16 protein-coding genes and 2 riboswitches are annotated in these 16201 nt (G+C 66.1%); of the genes, 1 reads left to right on the top strand and 15 read right to left on the bottom strand.

Annotated features, from left to right (window positions below; translation table 11 throughout):
- Nucleotides 1–25 precede the first annotated feature (25 nt).
- A riboswitch (glycine riboswitch) is annotated at nucleotides 26–142 on the bottom strand.
- Nucleotides 143–240, bottom strand: a riboswitch (glycine riboswitch).
- Nucleotides 241–291: 51 nt separating this feature from the next.
- The 11 genes from G6N15_RS20195 to G6N15_RS20145 form a co-directional block, all read right to left on the bottom strand.
- Complete coding sequence (locus G6N15_RS20195; protein WP_083087314.1) at nucleotides 292–936, bottom strand: MerR family transcriptional regulator; 645 nt, start codon at nucleotides 934–936, stop codon at nucleotides 292–294.
- 254 nt (nucleotides 937–1190) lie between these two features.
- Nucleotides 1191–1685, bottom strand: coding sequence for a bifunctional nuclease family protein (locus G6N15_RS20190; RefSeq protein WP_083087315.1), 495 nt, complete (start codon nucleotides 1683–1685; stop codon nucleotides 1191–1193).
- Between the two features lie 106 nt (nucleotides 1686–1791).
- Nucleotides 1792–2535 (bottom strand): transcriptional regulator FtsR, encoded by a 744-nt coding sequence (gene ftsR / locus G6N15_RS20185; RefSeq protein ID WP_083087316.1) that lies wholly within the window; start codon nucleotides 2533–2535, stop codon nucleotides 1792–1794.
- A complete protein-coding gene (garA, locus tag G6N15_RS20180) occupies nucleotides 2532–3005 on the bottom strand; it encodes a glycogen accumulation regulator GarA (RefSeq protein WP_083087317.1) in 474 nt (157 codons plus the stop codon). The genes ftsR and garA overlap by 4 nt, the downstream gene beginning before the upstream one ends.
- Nucleotides 3006–3225: 220 nt before the next feature.
- Nucleotides 3226–3624: a glycine cleavage system protein GcvH gene (gene gcvH, locus G6N15_RS20175; protein WP_083087318.1), complete on the bottom strand. Its 399-nt coding sequence runs from the start codon at nucleotides 3622–3624 to the stop codon at nucleotides 3226–3228.
- A gap of 27 nt (nucleotides 3625–3651) precedes the next feature.
- Nucleotides 3652–4500, bottom strand: coding sequence for a DUF881 domain-containing protein (locus G6N15_RS20170; RefSeq protein ID WP_083087319.1), 849 nt, complete (start codon nucleotides 4498–4500; stop codon nucleotides 3652–3654).
- 5 nt (nucleotides 4501–4505) lie between these two features.
- Nucleotides 4506–4838 (bottom strand): small basic family protein, encoded by a 333-nt coding sequence (locus tag G6N15_RS20165; RefSeq protein ID WP_083087320.1) that lies wholly within the window; start codon nucleotides 4836–4838, stop codon nucleotides 4506–4508.
- A gap of 65 nt (nucleotides 4839–4903) precedes the next feature.
- Nucleotides 4904–5821, bottom strand: coding sequence for a DUF881 domain-containing protein (locus G6N15_RS20160; RefSeq protein ID WP_083087321.1), 918 nt, complete (start codon nucleotides 5819–5821; stop codon nucleotides 4904–4906).
- Complete coding sequence (locus G6N15_RS20155; RefSeq protein WP_083087322.1) at nucleotides 5814–6416, bottom strand: CDP-alcohol phosphatidyltransferase family protein; 603 nt, start codon at nucleotides 6414–6416, stop codon at nucleotides 5814–5816. The genes G6N15_RS20160 and G6N15_RS20155 overlap by 8 nt, the downstream gene beginning before the upstream one ends.
- 11 nt (nucleotides 6417–6427) lie before the next feature.
- Entirely contained in the window at nucleotides 6428–8752 is a 2325-nt protein-coding gene (gene secA2 / locus G6N15_RS20150) for an accessory Sec system translocase SecA2 (protein ID WP_083087323.1), read from the bottom strand.
- Between the two features lie 106 nt (nucleotides 8753–8858).
- Nucleotides 8859–10502, bottom strand: coding sequence for an acetolactate synthase (locus tag G6N15_RS20145; RefSeq protein WP_083087324.1), 1644 nt, complete (start codon nucleotides 10500–10502; stop codon nucleotides 8859–8861).
- Between the two features lie 134 nt (nucleotides 10503–10636).
- On the opposite strand from G6N15_RS20145, the gene G6N15_RS20140 reads away from it, so the two are divergent.
- Entirely contained in the window at nucleotides 10637–12550 is a 1914-nt protein-coding gene (locus G6N15_RS20140) for an ABC transporter ATP-binding protein/permease (RefSeq protein WP_083087325.1), read from the top strand.
- Nucleotides 12551–12607: 57 nt separating this feature from the next.
- Here the strand turns inward: G6N15_RS20140 and G6N15_RS20135 are convergent, their stop codons facing one another.
- From G6N15_RS20135 to G6N15_RS20120, 4 genes are all read right to left on the bottom strand, one after another.
- Entirely contained in the window at nucleotides 12608–14071 is a 1464-nt protein-coding gene (locus G6N15_RS20135; protein WP_083087326.1) for an FAD-binding protein, read from the bottom strand.
- Nucleotides 14068–14568 carry a VOC family protein gene (locus G6N15_RS20130; RefSeq protein WP_083087327.1) on the bottom strand — a complete coding sequence of 167 codons (501 nt, stop codon included), beginning with the start codon at nucleotides 14566–14568 and terminating at the stop codon, nucleotides 14068–14070. The genes G6N15_RS20135 and G6N15_RS20130 overlap by 4 nt, the downstream gene beginning before the upstream one ends.
- A gap of 110 nt (nucleotides 14569–14678) precedes the next feature.
- Complete coding sequence (locus G6N15_RS20125) at nucleotides 14679–15362, bottom strand: TetR/AcrR family transcriptional regulator (RefSeq protein WP_083087328.1); 684 nt, start codon at nucleotides 15360–15362, stop codon at nucleotides 14679–14681.
- 78 nt (nucleotides 15363–15440) lie between these two features.
- Complete coding sequence (locus G6N15_RS20120; protein ID WP_083087345.1) at nucleotides 15441–16142, bottom strand: Rv1815 family serine proteinase; 702 nt, start codon at nucleotides 16140–16142, stop codon at nucleotides 15441–15443.
- Between the last annotated feature and the right edge of the window lie 59 nt (nucleotides 16143–16201).

Genomic DNA, 16201 nt, shown 5'->3' with positions numbered 1-16201 from the left:
CCTGACATCGGCAGAGGACTACGGGTCCTCTCCCTCTGTCCCTACCCGAGCCGGGCGCCTGAGAGATTCGACAGCTGCGCTAAGCCCAACATGTCTTTCCCCATCGGCGGGTGAACATTGTCACCGCTTTCCAGAGGCATCGTGTCCCCGCGCGGTCCGGGTGCCTGAGAGGTTGACGGAGAGGTGTTGCTCCTTCGGCGTCCGTGGCTGGCGGTCACGGAACTCTCCCGCGCGGGATCGATGCACAGCCGATTTTACCGACTGCTATTCAGGCCTATGAGCGCGGACCAGCTAGCCGATCTTGCGGTCGCGGTGCTTGCGGCGCGACGCCAGCTCGTCCTCCGGCGCGGCGATCGACTCGCCGCCGTCGGCGCGCTCGCCGGGGAAGTCGGCGATCACGCCGGTCAGCTCGCGCATCGCGCCCGACACGGCGATGCCGAACACGCCCTGGCCGCCCTGCAGCAGGTCGACCACCTCCTCGGCCGACGTGCATTCGTACACCGTCGTGCCGTCGGAGAACAGGGTGATGTTGGCCAGATCCTGCACGCCGCGCTGACGCAGGTGGTCGACCGCGACCCGGATGTTGTGCAGCGAGATACCGGTGTCGAGCAGCCGCTTGACGATCTTGAGAACGAGAATGTCCTTGAACGAGTACAGCCGCTGGCTGCCGGAGCCGGCCGCGCTGCGGATCGACGGCACTACCAGCGACGTGCGGGCCCAGTAGTCCAGCTGGCGGTAGGTGATGCCAGCAATCTGGCAGGCGCTCGGCCCGCGGTAGCCGACAAGTTCGTCGGGCACGGAGTCGTCGGGGAACAGGCCCGGTTGCACGGGTTCGCTCGGCGCTGTGGCGGCGGGTTCGGGGCTCGGTGCGGACTTGTCACCCGTGGCGGATCCGGAATCAAGGTCTAACTCATCTTGACGTGGTTGGTCGCCCACGGTGCTTCCTCTCGCCGCTGTCACTGACTGCCCCCGCAGTCGCGCTTGGTCAGGCCCGAGTGCTTGAGAGCATACGCTTTTCGACAAGCTGTCGTGCTGCTCGTCACGATCAAGCCGCCATCAAAGTATGGCCGCGATCGGGGGCGGCCGAGGCTTTCCGGGGGGCGTGTCGAGGTCGAAGTCACAGATGAGACGCATCCGTAACATCACGGACAGCGCTTGACGTCCGCGATCAGCGCGCAGCATTTGATCGATTAGGTCGCTTTGAAATCGTCGGGCGACACGCTGTCGAGGAACTCCTTGAACTTCTCCACTTCGTCCTCGCGCACAGCGCTGGTGGGCTCCTCGTCGCTTTCGTCCGGGATCAGCAAACCCGCTTCCGCGAGCACCGCCTCCTCGACGTAGATCGGCACGCCCACCCGCAGCGCGATGGCCACCGAGTCCGAGGGCCGCGCCGAGACCTTGATGTTGCGGTCGAAGATCAGGTCGGCGTAGAAGGTGCCCTCCTGCAGGTCAACGATCCGCACCTCCTTGAGGGAATGCCCAAGGGCGGCAATGACATCGCGGATCAGGTCGTGCGTCAGCGGACGGGGCGGCTCGACGCCCTGCTGCTCTAGAGCGATGGCAGCGGCCTCCGACTGGCCGATCCAGATCGGCAGATAGCGGTCACCGTTGGCCTCGCGCAGCAACAGCACCGGCTGGTTCTGCGGCTGCTCGACGCGAATGCCCACCACGCGAACTTCAGCCATCTGTGTCTGCCCTCCGCACGTGCCGCCGTGTCCACCCGACCCGGTGTCACGGGGTCGGGCGAACCTCACACCACCGAACACCAAGCCGTCGAACGAAGTCTAGTCCTCAGCGGTGAAGAACGTCGCGTACGGCCGACTTGATCAACGCCGTGTGCAAGGTGATCGCCAGCGCGGCCACCTCCCGCGCCAAGTCGTCGGCGCGGTCCCGCGCGCCGGCCTTTCCGGCTTTGCCGGCCCCGACGAGAGGCGCGGCGATCTGCGCGATGAGGTCGGATTGGCGATCAGCCGCGGAACGGAAGGCCCGCAGATGCCGCGGTTCGATGCCGTAGTCGGCCAGCGCCCGGGCGCATTGCAGGATGACGATGGCGTGCTCGTCGAAGAAACCGCCCGGTCCGGTGGTGATGACGCCCGCCTTGAGCAGTGCGGTGAGCAGCTCGCCGTCCACGCCTGATCGCTGTAACAGATCCTCTCGGCTCAGCCGGACTCCGGTCGGGGCCACCGACGTCGTGTCGGCTGCGGGTGAGGCACCTGCTACCGGCACCAAACGCGGTACGCCGTAAGGCGATACAGAAGGCGGCAGCTCACCGTCGGGCTGGGCATCCAGCTGCTCCTTGATCACCTTCAGCGGTAGATAGTGGTCCCGCTGGGCGGTGAGGATGAAGCGCAGCCGGGCGCAATCGTACGCAGTGAACCGGCGATACCCCGAGGCTGCGCGCTGGGGGGTCACCAACCCCTCGGCTTCCAGGAACCGAATCTTGGAGATGGTGATGTCCGGGAACTCCGGTCGTAGCAGCTCCAGTACCGCTCCGATCGACATCCCGGTCAGCGCGGGCGTCTCGGGCGCGGTCACGAGCTGGCCGATCCCCCGTCCTCGCTGGGCTTGGGGCCGGTCAGAAACACCAAGCGGAATTTGCCGATTTGGACTTCGTCACCGTTTGCCAACACCGCCGAATCGACCGGTTCACGGTTGACGTAGGTGCCGTTGAGGCTGCCCACGTCGACGACGTGGAATTCGTCGCTTTCCAAGCGGAATTCTGCGTGCCGACGGCTCACGGTGACGTCGTCGAGGAAGATGTCGCTGTCGGGATGCCGGCCCGCCGAGGTGACGGGTTGATCGAGCAGGAAGCGAGAGCCCGCGTTGGGGCCCCGCTTGACGACCAGCAACGCCGAGCCGGCCGGCAGGCCTTCGACGCCGGAAACCGCACTCTCCGTGCCCGCTTGCGCGGGAGCATCCAGTTCGTTGAGGAAGTCGGCCCGGAAGACCGATGTCGTCTCCACCGTGACTTCGTCTGAGGTCTGGTCGTTGTCCTTTTCCGTCACCGGCTGCTCCTCACTGGCCGCTGTGGCGCTGTCTGGCCGGGCCCACTGGGCCGGCTATCCGACCGATTTACCGTCGTTGTCTTGACCGTACCGCGCACGGGTCCCCAATGTGCCCACCACCGCAGGATCACCCGACCCGATGCCAGGTTGCTCCGCGGGCCGTCGAACGGCCGCATCTGCGCCCGCGGGCTCGTGCTGGCGAAAGGCACCTTAACAATCGTCATTCGGTCAGCGTCCCGCGGTAGGCGTCGGCGTCGAGCAGCGCGGCGAATTCCTGTTCGAGGGCGTCGCTCCCGTCGGCTTCGAGATCGAGCAACCAACCCGCGCCGTACGGGTCGGAGTTCACCAGTTGGGGACTGCCTTCCAGATCACCGTTGACCGCAACGACTTTCGCCGAAACCGGCGCATACAGATCGGATACCGACTTGGTGGATTCCACTTCGCCGAAGGATTCGCCCGCGGTCACATTTGTACCGACTTCGGGCAGCTGGACGAACACCACATCACCCAGCGACGACTGCGCGAAGTCCGTGATGCCCACCCGCACCGTGTTGTCGCCGGTGCGACGTACCCACTCGTGCTCGGCGGTGTAATGCAGGTCGGGCGGGATTTCGGTCACAAGCAATCCTGTTCTGGTCGATATAGCTTATTTGACTGGCTGAGCGTATTGGTGTGGTTTCGGTTGTCGCAAGGCGGTGACGTCGACTCGGTCCGACTGTTGCACCGACATGCGGCCGCCCACGCGTTTGACGCTGTCTACTGCGCCGCCGGGGATGTTCATCGCCGCGGCCAGCGTGGGTGGATCACCAACGGCCAGAATCGAATACGGCGGCGACAGGGTTTTGCCGTCGATGGTCAGCGCACCAGGTGCGCCGACCACCCAGGTGTCGACGCCCACCCGCAGCGCCTGGTGCCCGTCGTTGATCTCGATGGCCTCGGCGCCGGCGGCCCGCAGCTCGTTGATGACATCGAGCATCGCCTCCGGCGCGACGCCCGGTCCCGGATCGTCGATCTTGACGCTGACACCGGGACCAGTGGCTCCGACCGTCCCGACCAGGATGGACAGCGCAGCCAGTCTCGCCTGCGCGTTTTCGATAGCCGCCTGGTTGCTGCTGCCGGATGCCTGCAACGAGCTCAGCGTGCGCTGCAGTTCGGTGACTTCGGTGTTCAGCGTCGCCTCGCGCTGCCGCAACGAGTCCAGCAACACCAACAGGTCAGCCGGACGAGCGGTTTCCAGCGAATCACCGGACTCGTTCTGCCGGACCTGGGTGACGATCGCGACACCCAGCACGAAGCACAACACGATCGCCAGCGCACCGAACACCAACTGTGAACGGCCACGCCGCAATACGCCGCCCAGATCCGATCGCCGCAACCATCCGAACCTTCGCCGCGGATAGTCGGGCGGCAGCTCGTGGCGACCGTGCGGCGCGGCTCCGTCAGCGTGGGAGTCGTGTTGCTGCTCGCCGCCACGTGCTGCCGGTTGATCGGTCATCGCCGTCAAGCCCCGAACAGCCGGCGTCGAAGTGCGGCGGTATTGCCGAAGATGCGGATGCCCAGCACCACGATGATCGCGGTCGACAATTGCGTTCCGACACCGAGTTGATCGCCGACGTAGACGATTAGCGCGGCCACGAACACGTTGAATACGAACGACACCACGAAGACCTTCGGGTCGAAGATCCGCTCGAGATAGGCCCGCAATCCGCCGAACACCGCGTCGAGCGCGGCGACGACGGCGATCGGCAGGTAGGGCTGAATGACCTCGGGCACGCTGGGATGGAAGACCAAACCCAGCACGATGCCGACGACCAGAGCCGCGAGACCGATCATCTGGCTCGGGCTTTCGCCGCGGCGGTGGTAGATGCTGGTGTCATCACGATTCCTGTCGGTCCGAATCAGGGGCCAAACGGCTTGGCGAACTTAACATCCCGAACAGCCCCCGCCGGCAAAGTGAGCCCGTCGCCGACGCTGACATTGACACCGACACCGTAGGAAACCTCCAGCAGCCGGAGCCGATGCAGGCCGGGGCTGTTGTCGAACTGATCGCGCATGGCGTGCGGCGGTCCGATGGCCTGGATCGTGTACGGCTTGCTAACCGGATTATTGTCGACCAAGATCGCGCCGCCCGCCTGCCGGATGGTGACGTTGGGTCCGATCCGGACGCCTCCCACTGCGATAGCTTCGGCGCCACTGGCCCACAACGAATTGACCACCAGCTGCAGATCCCGGTCCAAAATGATTTGCTGGCCGCCGGCCACCCGTTGTTTGGAGACGTCAGACAGATTCGGGCTGACACCCGGGTCGGTCACCGTCACGGTCAGACCTGGACCGATGACCGGCGTGCTGGCCGAGGCCAAGGCCAGCTTGTCGAGGTTGCCCAACAGTCGCTGCCCCTGCGCGTCGGCGACCAGCGTGCGCCGCTGCACGTCGTCGACCTGCGCTGCCAGCGCGTTACGGCGCTCGGTCAGCTCGTTGGTGGACGCCTCGGCTGATCGGACGCTCGCTGCCAGCACCTGCTGAGCAGCGCTGACGCCTGGCGCAACCGAACGGGCCTGCGCGACCGCCGCCGCGAAAACCACGGCGACCAGTAACGCCGCCGCCGCTTGCCAGATCCGGCCAAGCATGCGCGCGCGCCGCGTTGGCGGTGTGGTGGCGCGGGCACGTTCGGCGGCTGCCGCGGCGTAGCCAGGATCCAGGTGCTCCGATAGCAGTGCCCGCAGCAGCGATGGCACGGGGATCAGTTGCGGTCGCTCAGCCTCGTGCGCGCTGCGGCCCGCGACGGGGTCATAGCCGCCCAGCGTCGGGTTAGCCATGAGCCGCTTCGCCTCCCATCCTGGGCAGTCGGCGGACCACGAGGATCATCTGAGCCACGTACAAAACGAACGACCACAGGTACATGTACAGGCCCCAGATCAGAAACGCCCAGCCGCAGGCCAGCACCACCCGACTCCACTGTGCGTTCCACTGCCCCAGCAGGATGAGCGGGAACGCCGACATCAGAGCGAAAGTCGCTGCCTTGCCGATGTAGAGCACGGGCAGCGCGGTGAACCCGCGGCTGCGCAGCACCGGCAGCTCCAGGGCTAGTAGCGCATCGCGCGCCAGCAACACAGCGATGATCCACCACGGCACGATGCCGCGTAATCCGAACACGATCGGAACCGTCACCATGTAGAGCCGGTCAACCGCCGGGTCGAGCAGTTCCCCCAGCCGCGACGCCTGGTTCAACAACCGCGCGATCTTGCCGTCGGCCCAATCCGACGCGCCACTGAAGATCAAGATCGCAAGCGCCCAAGCGTCGCTGTGCGCCACCAATAGCAGGTAGATGAAGACCGGGATGAGCAGAAGCCGGACAACGCTCAGCGCGTTGGGTACGGTCAGCACCCGGTCGCGCGCAGCTGGGCCGCTCATGAGCCGTGACCCTACCGAAACACCCCCGGCAGGCTCAGTGCCGAAAGCGTGTCGTCGGCCAACGGGTTGTCCCGCACCATGTACGTCCACGTCGACGTCGGCCGGGCCAGCTTGGACAGGTCCACGCCCGGCTCGTCCTCGATGGCCGGTGACGTTTCGAACGTCTGCTGGGCCGCCTCGATCGCGTCGGCGGCCAACGACGCGAACGCGTCGACCGCCATCCGGTGGAACTCGTCGAGCGGATTCTGCCGGCCCAGTGCGCGCAGGTGGATGCTCTCCCGGATGTCGGCCAGATAGGCCAGGTGATCGGCCCAGCCGCGGTCGAGGTGATAGAGCATGATCAGCCGGCAGATCTTTTCCAGACGGTCTTCGGAGAGCTCCTCGGCCAGCTCCTTGTACCGCTTCGGTGACAGCTCGGCCAGCTCCTTGCGGGCGGTGTCAGTGGACAGCAGCGCGTTGCGCCGCTCGACGATGATGGTCCGCTGCTGGGCGGTCAACTGGTTGTAGCGCCAGGTGTTGGCGTGCACGTCGAGCATCTTGCCCTCGGCGACCCGCTGCGCGTGGTCGAGCAGGCCGGCCGCTTTGGGGCTGGTGATGCGACCGTTGTCGTCGGTGGCCATCGGCAGCTTGTGCCGCTCCAAGTTGGCGGTGACGACGTCGTCTTCCCAGCTGGCGAAGAAAACCGACGAACCCGGGTCGCCCTGGCGCCCGGCCCGCCCGCGCAGCTGGTTGTCCAGCCGTTGGGTCTGGTGTCGCCCGGTGCCGACCACGTGCAGGCCACCCAAGTCCGCGACCCGGTCGTGGTCGGCCTCGTCGGAGCCCCCGAGCCGGATGTCGGTGCCGCGCCCGGCCATCTGGGTGGACACCGTGACCACCCCGAACTTGCCGGCCTCGGCGATCACCCGCGCCTCCTCGGCGTCGTTCTTGGCGTTGAGCACCACCGCCGGAACGCCGCGGCGCAGCAGCCGCTCGTGCAGCTCCTCGGACTCGGCGACGTCTCGGGTGCCGATCAGCACGGGCTGTCCGGTCTCATGCACCTCGATGATGTGCTCGACGATCGCGTCGTTCTTGGCGGCCGCGGTGATGTACACCCGGTCGGCCTCGTCTTCACGAATGTTCGGCTTGTTCGGCGGAATCGGTGAGACGCCGAGTTTGTAGAACTGGCGCAGCTGTTCCCCGGCGGCCAGCGCGGTGCCGGTCATCCCGCACACGGTTTCGTAGCGGTTGATCAAGGCTTGCACCGTGATGGTGTCGAGCACCTCGCCGGTCTCGGTGGTCTCGATGCCTTCCTTGGCCTCGACGGCGGCCTGCAGCCCATCCGGCCAGCGCTGCAGCTGCGCGATGCGGCCCCGGGAGGCGTTGATCAGGTGCACGGCGTCGTCGCGCACGATGTAGTGCACGTCGCGCTGTAACAGCACATGCGCGTGCAGTGCGACGTTGACTTCCGTCAGTGTCGTGCCGACGTGCTCCTCCGAGTACAAGTCGATGCCGCCGAGCGCCTTCTCGATCTTGCGGGCACCGGCTTCGGTGAGGTGGACGTTGCGGTTGTCGGAGTCGGTGTCGTAGTCGTCGCCGGGCTCCAGTTCGCCGACCAGCCGGATGATCTCGAGCCGCGGAGTCTCGCGATGGGTGGTCCCGGCCAACACCAACGGCACCAGCGCCTCGTCGACCAGCACCGAGTCGGCCTCGTCGATCAGCGCGACGTCGGGATCGGGCGACACCAGGTCGGCGACGTCGGTGACCAACTGGTCGCGCAGCACGTCGAAGCCGATCTCGTTGACCGAGGCATAGGTGACGTCGCATTTATAGGCCTTACGCCGCTCCTCGGCGGTGGACTCCGCGGTGATCCAGCCGACCGTCAACCCCAGCGCCTCGATCAACGGGCCCATCCACTCGGCGTCGCGGCGGGCCAGGTAGTCGTTGATGGTGACGACGTGCACGTGTCGGCCCGCCAGCGCATACCCGGCGGCGGCGATCGCGCCGCTCAGGGTTTTGCCCTCGCCGGTGGCCATTTCGATCACGTCGCCGGCGAGCATGCGCAGCGCGCCGAGCAGCTGCACGTCGAAGGGGCGCAGCCCGGTGGACCGCTCGGCGGCTTCCCGGGCGATGGCAAGGAATTGCGGAATGTCGGCGGACTCGGCGAGGTCGTCGAGCCGTAATAGCCCGGCCGCTTTGCGCAGTTGTTCGTCGTTGAGCCCGGCGGCCTTCTCGTCGTATTCCGCCGACGCGCTGACCTCTGACAGCGAACGGCTCTGGTTCTTCTCCGTGCTCGCGCCGAGCAGGCGCCAGAAGCGGCTGCTCAGGCGCCCCGGCTGAGCGCTGGTGGTCTTCGGCACAGGTCAACGGTACGCGGACTCGACGGAGGGCCGTCACCGGCACGAGCGTGCGTGTCTGTCCGCGACACGCCGGTCGCCGGTGTGCAACTGCGCACGTTCAGCGCCATCAGGCGAGGTTCGAACGGCGCGGATACGCGATCGCGGGGTCGGTGAGCACGTTGACGACGGCGGGCATACCGCTACCGAAAGCGCGCTCCAGGGCCGGGCGCAGCTCGTTGGGTGTTGATACCAGCTCACCGTGGCCGCCGAGCACGCGCGCCACCTCGTCATACCGCGTCCCCGGCCGCAGCTCGGCAACCACCGAGTAGCCGTAGAGGGCCTCCATGGGGTGTTTCTCCAGGGCCCAGATGCCGTTGTTGCCGACCACCGAGACGACCGGCACGCCGTGGCGGACCAACGTGTCCCACTCCATGCCGGAAAACCCGAATGCGCCGTCGCCCTGCAGCAGTACTACCTGGCGGTCCGGCCGGGCCAGCTTAGCTGCCAGCGCATAACCCGGCCCCGAGCCCAGGCAGCCGAACGGGCCGCTGTCGAGCCAGGCGCCCGGAACGTAGCTGTCGATCACGCGGCCCGCGTAGGAGCCGAAATCTCCGGCGTCGACGACGACGATCGCGTCACGGTCCAGCAGCGGCGCCAGCTCGGCATACACCCGCATCGGATGTAGGGGGGCGCGATCGTCGGCCAGCTCGGCGCGTTCGAGATCGCGCGCGGCGGTTTCGGTCTCGCACAGCAGCCCGATCCACTCTTCATGGTCGGGTCCGCTGGTGTCGGCAAGCGCCGACAAGATCGCCGACAGATCGCCGTAGAGCCCGGCCGCGATCGGACGCGGATGCTCGCGCTGGGGTGCGGCGCGGTCGGCGACGATGAGCTGAGTCTCGGCTCCGAACACCCCGCCGAAGCCCAGCCTGAAGTCCATCGGCACCCCGAGCACTACGGCAACATCGGCCTCCCGCAACGCTTTTGAACGCGCACGCGAAAACGCCAGCGGATGGTCGGCGGGTACCGTGCCGCGTGCCATCCCGTTCATCAGCACCGGTATCCGTCGCTGCTCGACCAGCCGCAGCAACGCCGCTTCCGCATGGCCCCACCACACATTGGTGCCCGCCATGATCACCGGCCGCTGGGCCGCGGCCAGCAATTCTGCGGCGCGGTCGAGGGCCTTGCCGTCGGGTGCGGGCGCCGGCGGCGGGTCGGTCAGCGCGCCCGGGCGGTTGTCGTCCTCGCACGGCGAAAAGACGTGGTCCATCGGGAAGTCGACGAACGCGACGCCCGATGGCGCGGCCACCGTTGCCCGCAGCGCGTCGTCGACCAGTCGCCCAGCATCGTCGGCGGATTTCGCCGTGGCCGCGAAGCGGGCCAGCGGCGCCACAAACGGCACGTGGTCGATTTCCTGCAGCGAGCCCATGCCCCACCGAGCTGCGGGCGCGCGGCCGCCCAGCACCAGCAGCGGTGACTGGTTTTGCTGCGCGGCCGCCATCGCGCTGATCCCGTTGGTGACACCCGGACCGGCGGTCAGCGCGGCCACACCGGGTTGTCGTGTCACCTTCGACCAGCCCTCGGCGGCGAAGGTGGCGGTCTGCTCGTGGCGGGTGTCGACCAGCCGGATGTCCTCGCTGCGGCAGCCGTCGTAGATGGAGAACAGGTGGCCGCCCGACAGGGTGAATATGGTGTCGATGCCGCTGGCATTCAGCCGCCGCGCGATCAGACGGCCGGCGTGGGTGGTCTGGTTGCTGGGGGCATCGGTGCTCATTGGCCGAGCGTAACGATCGCCGTGGCGCTCTGGACGGCTGCGCTCAGGTAGCTTCGCGGGAAAGTCATCGGGAAAGTCATGAGTTGGCGCTCGTCGGCGCCGCCGGCCGCACAGATCAAAGGAGTGGGCACACCGTGGAGCTGTTCAAGCCATCCATCGACTGGAGTCACGCCCTGGTCGATTCGTTGCGTTGGATTGCGCTGGCATGGGTGATAAGCGCGGTGTGCGTGGTCGCAGTGTTGGCGCTGCTGCGACTACTCACGCCGTGGGGGCGCCAGTTCTGGCGGATCACCGGCGGCTATTTCGTCGGTCGCCGCAGCGTTCGGGTCTGGCTGATGCTTGCCGTGCTGCTGTTGTCGGTCGTTATCGCGGTGCGCCTCAACGTGTTGTTCAGCTACCAGGCCAACGATCTGAATTCCTCTGTCCAGACCGCGGTGCAGGGTATAGCCGCCCACAACCAACAGGTCAAACAGTCTGGAATTCACGGCTTTTGGATGTCGCTATGGGTCTTCAGCATCATGGCGGTACTGCACATTGCCCGCTTCATGCTCGACATGTATCTCATGCAACGCTTTATCGTTGCCTGGCGCGTCTGGCTGACCGACCGACTCACGGGCGATTGGCTCACCGGGCGCTCTTACTACCGCGGACGCTTCATCGACTCCACCATCGACAACCCCGACCAGCGAATCCAGCAAGACATCGACGTGTTCACCGCCGGGGTGGGAGCCACACCTAACGTGCCGTCCAACGGCTCCAACAGCGTGTTGCTGTTCGGCGCCGTGAATTCGGTGCTGTCGGTATTCTCGTTCACGGCCATTCTGTGGAAGCTCTCCGGAACATTTACCATCTGGGGTTTCAGCATTCCCAAAGCGTTGTTCTGGAGCGTCATCGCCTATGTATTGTTCGCGACGATCATCGGATTCTGGATCGGGCGACCGCTGATCTGGCTGAGCTTTCGCAACGAGCTCACCAACGCAGCCTTCCGTTATGCGCTGGTGCGGGTGCGTGATGCCGCCGAGGCGGTCGGTTTCTACCGCGGCGAGCGGGCTGAACGAGTGCAGCTGTCCGAACGGTTCCGCCCGATCATCGACAATTACCTGCGGTTCGTGAACCGGACGATCGGGTGGTTCGGCTGGAACGTCTCGATGAGCCAGGCGATCGTGCCGTTGCCCTGGGTACTGCAAGCGCCGCGGTTATTCGCCGGCCAGATCAGGTTCGGCGACGTTACCCAGTCGGCGACCGCGTTCGAAAGCATTCACGACGGCCTGTCGTTCTTCCGTAACGCCTATGACCAGTTCGCGAGCTACCGCGCGGCGATCATCCGGCTGCACGGTCTGGTTGTAGCCGACGAGAAAGCCCGCGAGCTGCCCGAGATTCTCACCACACCGAGCGCCGACGATGCGGTCGAGATCGAGGCTTTAGAGGTGCGCACGCCGGACGGCGACCAGCTCATCGATTCCCTCGACGTGCACCTGTCGTCCGGTGAGGCGTTGGTGATCACCGGACCATCGGGCAGCGGTAAGACGACGCTGCTGCGCAGCCTTGCCGAGTTGTGGCCGTACGCGTCGGGCACATTGCGGCGGCCTGACGGGCCTAACGAAACGATGTTCCTTTCGCAGCTGCCCTATGTGCCGCTCGGTGATCTGCGAGCCGTGGTGTCCTATCCGTCCTCCGCCGCCGACATTCCTGACAGTGAGTTGCGCCAGGTTTTGACGAAAGTTGTGCTGCCGCATTTGGTTAACCGCCTCGACGAGGAGCAGGATTGGGCGAAGGTGCTCTCCCCCGGCGAACAGCAGCGGGTGGCATTCGCCCGGGTCCTGTTGACCAAGCCCAAAGCGGTGTTCCTCGACGAGGCCACGTCGGCGATGGACGAAGGGCTGGAGTTGGCGATGTATCAGTTGCTGCGCAACGAATTACCGGACACCGTAGTGGTCAGCGTCAGCCACCGCAGCACTGTGGAGCCGCACCACGATCATCGCCTTGAGCTGCTCGGCGAAGGGCATTGGCGGCTGAGCCGGGTCGAGGAGGAGCCGGCCCCAGTGTAGGGCGCTTAGGCGCGAACAGACGCAAAAGTACCCAAATCGCCTGGAAAACGGGGGCTTTTACGTCTGCTCGCGCATGGCAGCGGCGTGGGCTCCGGCGCGGCGGCCGAAGAATGACCCTTCACCGAGCTGGGTGCCGCTGGCGTATCCCTTGCCGTCCTGGGCGATATTCGATGCACACGCGCCGACCGCATACAAACCCGGGACGACGGTGCCGTCGTCACGCAGCACCTGACCGTCCACCGACGTGGCCAGCCCGCCGATGGTAAACCCGGCATACATCGCCTTACCTAGTGACAGGTCGAACGCACCCCACGGCCCTTTGTCTTGCGGCGCAAGGAATTCCGGCTGCTTGTGAAAGTCCGGGTCCTCCCCGCGGGCCGCGAACTCGTTGTAGCGGTTCAGCGTCGCAACGAGGTTGCCCGTCGGGATGCCCAGCGCGGCTTCCATCTCCTCGACGGTCTCCCAGCCGTCGATCAACGGCACCAGCGGCACTTGTGGGCGTTGCAGGTGCGCCTCGTCGACGATAAGGAACGCCGCGCTGTCGGGCTGGTCCATCACGAAACCCGAAGTGCGCGAATGATAGCTGTCCTCGGCGACGAACCGCTTTCCGAGTTTGTTGACGATGACCCCGGTCAGCAGGATCGACGGCGGGTAGGCCGGCGCCGTAATGAAGATCTGGTCCATGTGCTGGGTGGCACCACCGGCCGACATACCCAGCCGGATGCCCAGGCCGTCGTCATAGGTGTTGCCTAATACGAACGGCTTTTCCGCCAGTTTCGGGGTGTACTTCGCCACCATCTCGTTGTTCATCACAAATCCACCGGCGGCAATGATCACCGACTTCGCTTTCACCGCACCGGTTTCCGAGAATTGCTTCCACATCACCCCGGTGATCGCGCCCGACCCGTCCACGATTAGCTGCGTCGCACCGGTCTCATACCGGATCTGCACACCGAGGTTCTCCGCGCGCTTGAGCAGCAAGTCGATCACGAGCTTTGCGCCCTCGGTGTCGCCAGGCACCGGCACCTTGTGCCCCCGCGGCGCCGGCAGCGCTTTTTCAAAGAACGGCCACACCTTCTCGTTGCCGGTGTACATCAACCCTTCGGTGTTGGGCTGGATAACCGCCTTCTCAGGGTAGAAGCTGCGCTCGAACTGAAAGCCAAGATTTTCAAGCCAATTGAAGTGTTCGACGCTGCCCTCGCAATAGGCGCGGATCTTTTCGCGATCGGGATCCCGCGACACCGCGACCAGATACTTGTACATCTCCTCCGGGGAATCCGGGTGGCCGGTCGCTTGCTGCACCGCGGTGCCGCCGCCGAGGTAGAAATGCCCGCCCGCCATTGCGCTGGTACCACCGGCCGCGGCGGCGCGCTCCAAAACCAGCACCCGGGCGCCGGCGGCGGCCGCACTGACGGCCGCGCAGCCACCGGCGATGCCGAACCCGATGACCACCACGTCGACGTCGTCCGACCACGACGTCACATCGCCCGCATTGACCGTTGCCGGTGCCTGGATGCTCACTGCTGCTCCTGCTTCACGTAGTCGAAGAGCGCCCGGATTTCTGGCGAGATGTGCGCGATCTCGACGAACGGCACCCCGGCCTGCGGTGCCGATATGTAGGCGAACCGCATACCGCCGGGCATCAGGCCCTCTTGCGCAACCTCTGCCCCGTGCTCGCCGGCCGCCGCGATCATCGCGTCGAACTGCTCGGCGCTTTCCGCCTCGATGCAGATGTGGTGCAGCCCCGGTCCGCTGTCGCGCAAAAAGTCACTATAGATGTTCGGCCCGCGGACCGGTTCGATGAGTTCCAGCTGCATGTCGCCGAGGTAGCTCAGGGAAATGCTGGCGACGAAGTCGACGGGCTTCCCGTGGTAGCGGCAGGTGTCCGACGGGAAATGGACGTCCGGTAGCCGCACCCACTTGCGGACGCCTAATACGCCGGTGAGAGCGGTTTCGGTGGTGTTCAGGTCGGCGGTTACCCACGCGATCTGGACCGGCGATCCGGCGTGTAGGCTCATCGCCTCGAAGGATAGCCCAGCTGCTAGGCCGACAGATAGGCGTTGCACGGCCGGCTGCTGCAGGCGCGGTCAAGCTCGATGAACACGTTCTAATTCACGCGTGACAGGCGTCATCGCCGCGTCAACACATCAACCAACAACCGGCTCTGGGCATCGAAGACCGCTTCGGGGTCGGTCAGGATGTCGGGTCCGTACTGCCCGAACACCTCCAGGCTGATCGCACCCACAATGGCTGCCCATAACAGGAAGCACTCGGCGACGACGCGGTCGTCTCCGGGAAACCCGAACTCGTCGCGAACCCGCCTGAAGTCCGACGACGTTGGCTGCGGCGCAGCATCGTCCGTCAACATAATCTCGCCGGTGGCGATCCCGGCGGCTACCGCGTCGAACAATGCGCCCACCACCCGGGTGCCGGGTCCAGCGGTCCGTTCCGCGGGTGCGTGATAGCCCGGCACTGGGCTGCCGTACAGGAGCGCCCACCTCGCCGGGTGTGCGACGGCCCATCGGCGGACCGCGTGCGCGATCGCGATGACGTCGTCGCTCCACGCCTCTGCCATGGCGTCGCGGGCCCCGTCCACGGTATCGGCTAGTTCGTTGTAGGCGTCGACGAGCAGCAACGTCAACAGCTCGTCGCGGCTGGCCACGTACCGGTAGACCGCCGAGGAAACCATGCCCAGGTCGCGGGCGATCGCACGCAGCGAGAGCCCGGCCGCCCCGTGGTCGACGAGGTGGCGGCGGCCCAGCTCTACGATTTGCGCCTCAATGCGCTTCCGCGAGGCCTGCCGCGTGGCCATGGCGTCAAGTGTGGCACAAAGCGAGAACAGTGCTCTTGATTTGGCGCTGGGACCCGCCGCTGGGAGCCGTGCGAGGTGTCAGGTGCGCGGCGGCAGGCCGGCCGCTGCGCTGCTGACTTTGCCCACCCCGACGTCCTCGCGGACCTGTTGGGACGCCGACACCCAGGACACGGCCGCCGGGAACTGCCCCCACCTGCTGTTGAACATTCCGACGATCAGCGCCGACCCTGGATTGGAGGTCACATACACCGGCCCACCGGAGTCGCCGCTTTGGCTGACGACGCCTTCGGACATGGTGAACCAGCCGTTGTTGACGCGCTCGACGGTGCCGCAGCTTTCACCGGTGACGACGCCGAAATGGCAGACGGGATCTCCGGGCCGCACCACGAGACCAGGATCGGATCCCAGCGCACGCCCGCCGGGCAGGATGTTGTTCGCGGTCACGTCGTCGGCCAGCACAATCGCCTCGTAGTCGTTGATCTGCTGGTCGGTTGCGACGGTGGCGCCGTTGGGAGTGTTGTCGCGAAACGTCGCCAGGTTACCGATGACGTGGTTGTCCCTGTCGGTGACCGGGCCGTGGCCGCGGCAGTGTCCCGCGGTGAAGGCGACCCGCAGTGCCGGGTCGACGTAGCCCAGGGTGCACAGGTGGGTGTCCTGGTGGATTTCCATGCCCGGATACACCAGCACGGGATCGGCCCCGGCGACCATCGGCGCCAGCCATGCCGTCAGCGCCGCGGTGAGCGTCGCGGCGAATGCGTATATTGCAGCCCGGCGCACCATCGACTCCGATCCGTCGGCGGCCGGCACGACGCCGGCCGAAGAGTAGGTCCTGTGCAGAC

Origin of the sequence: Mycobacterium noviomagense, assembly GCF_010731635.1 — a bacterium.
Lineage (GTDB): Bacteria > Actinomycetota > Actinomycetes > Mycobacteriales > Mycobacteriaceae > Mycobacterium > Mycobacterium noviomagense.
This window is presented reverse-complemented; position numbering and strand designations above follow the sequence as displayed.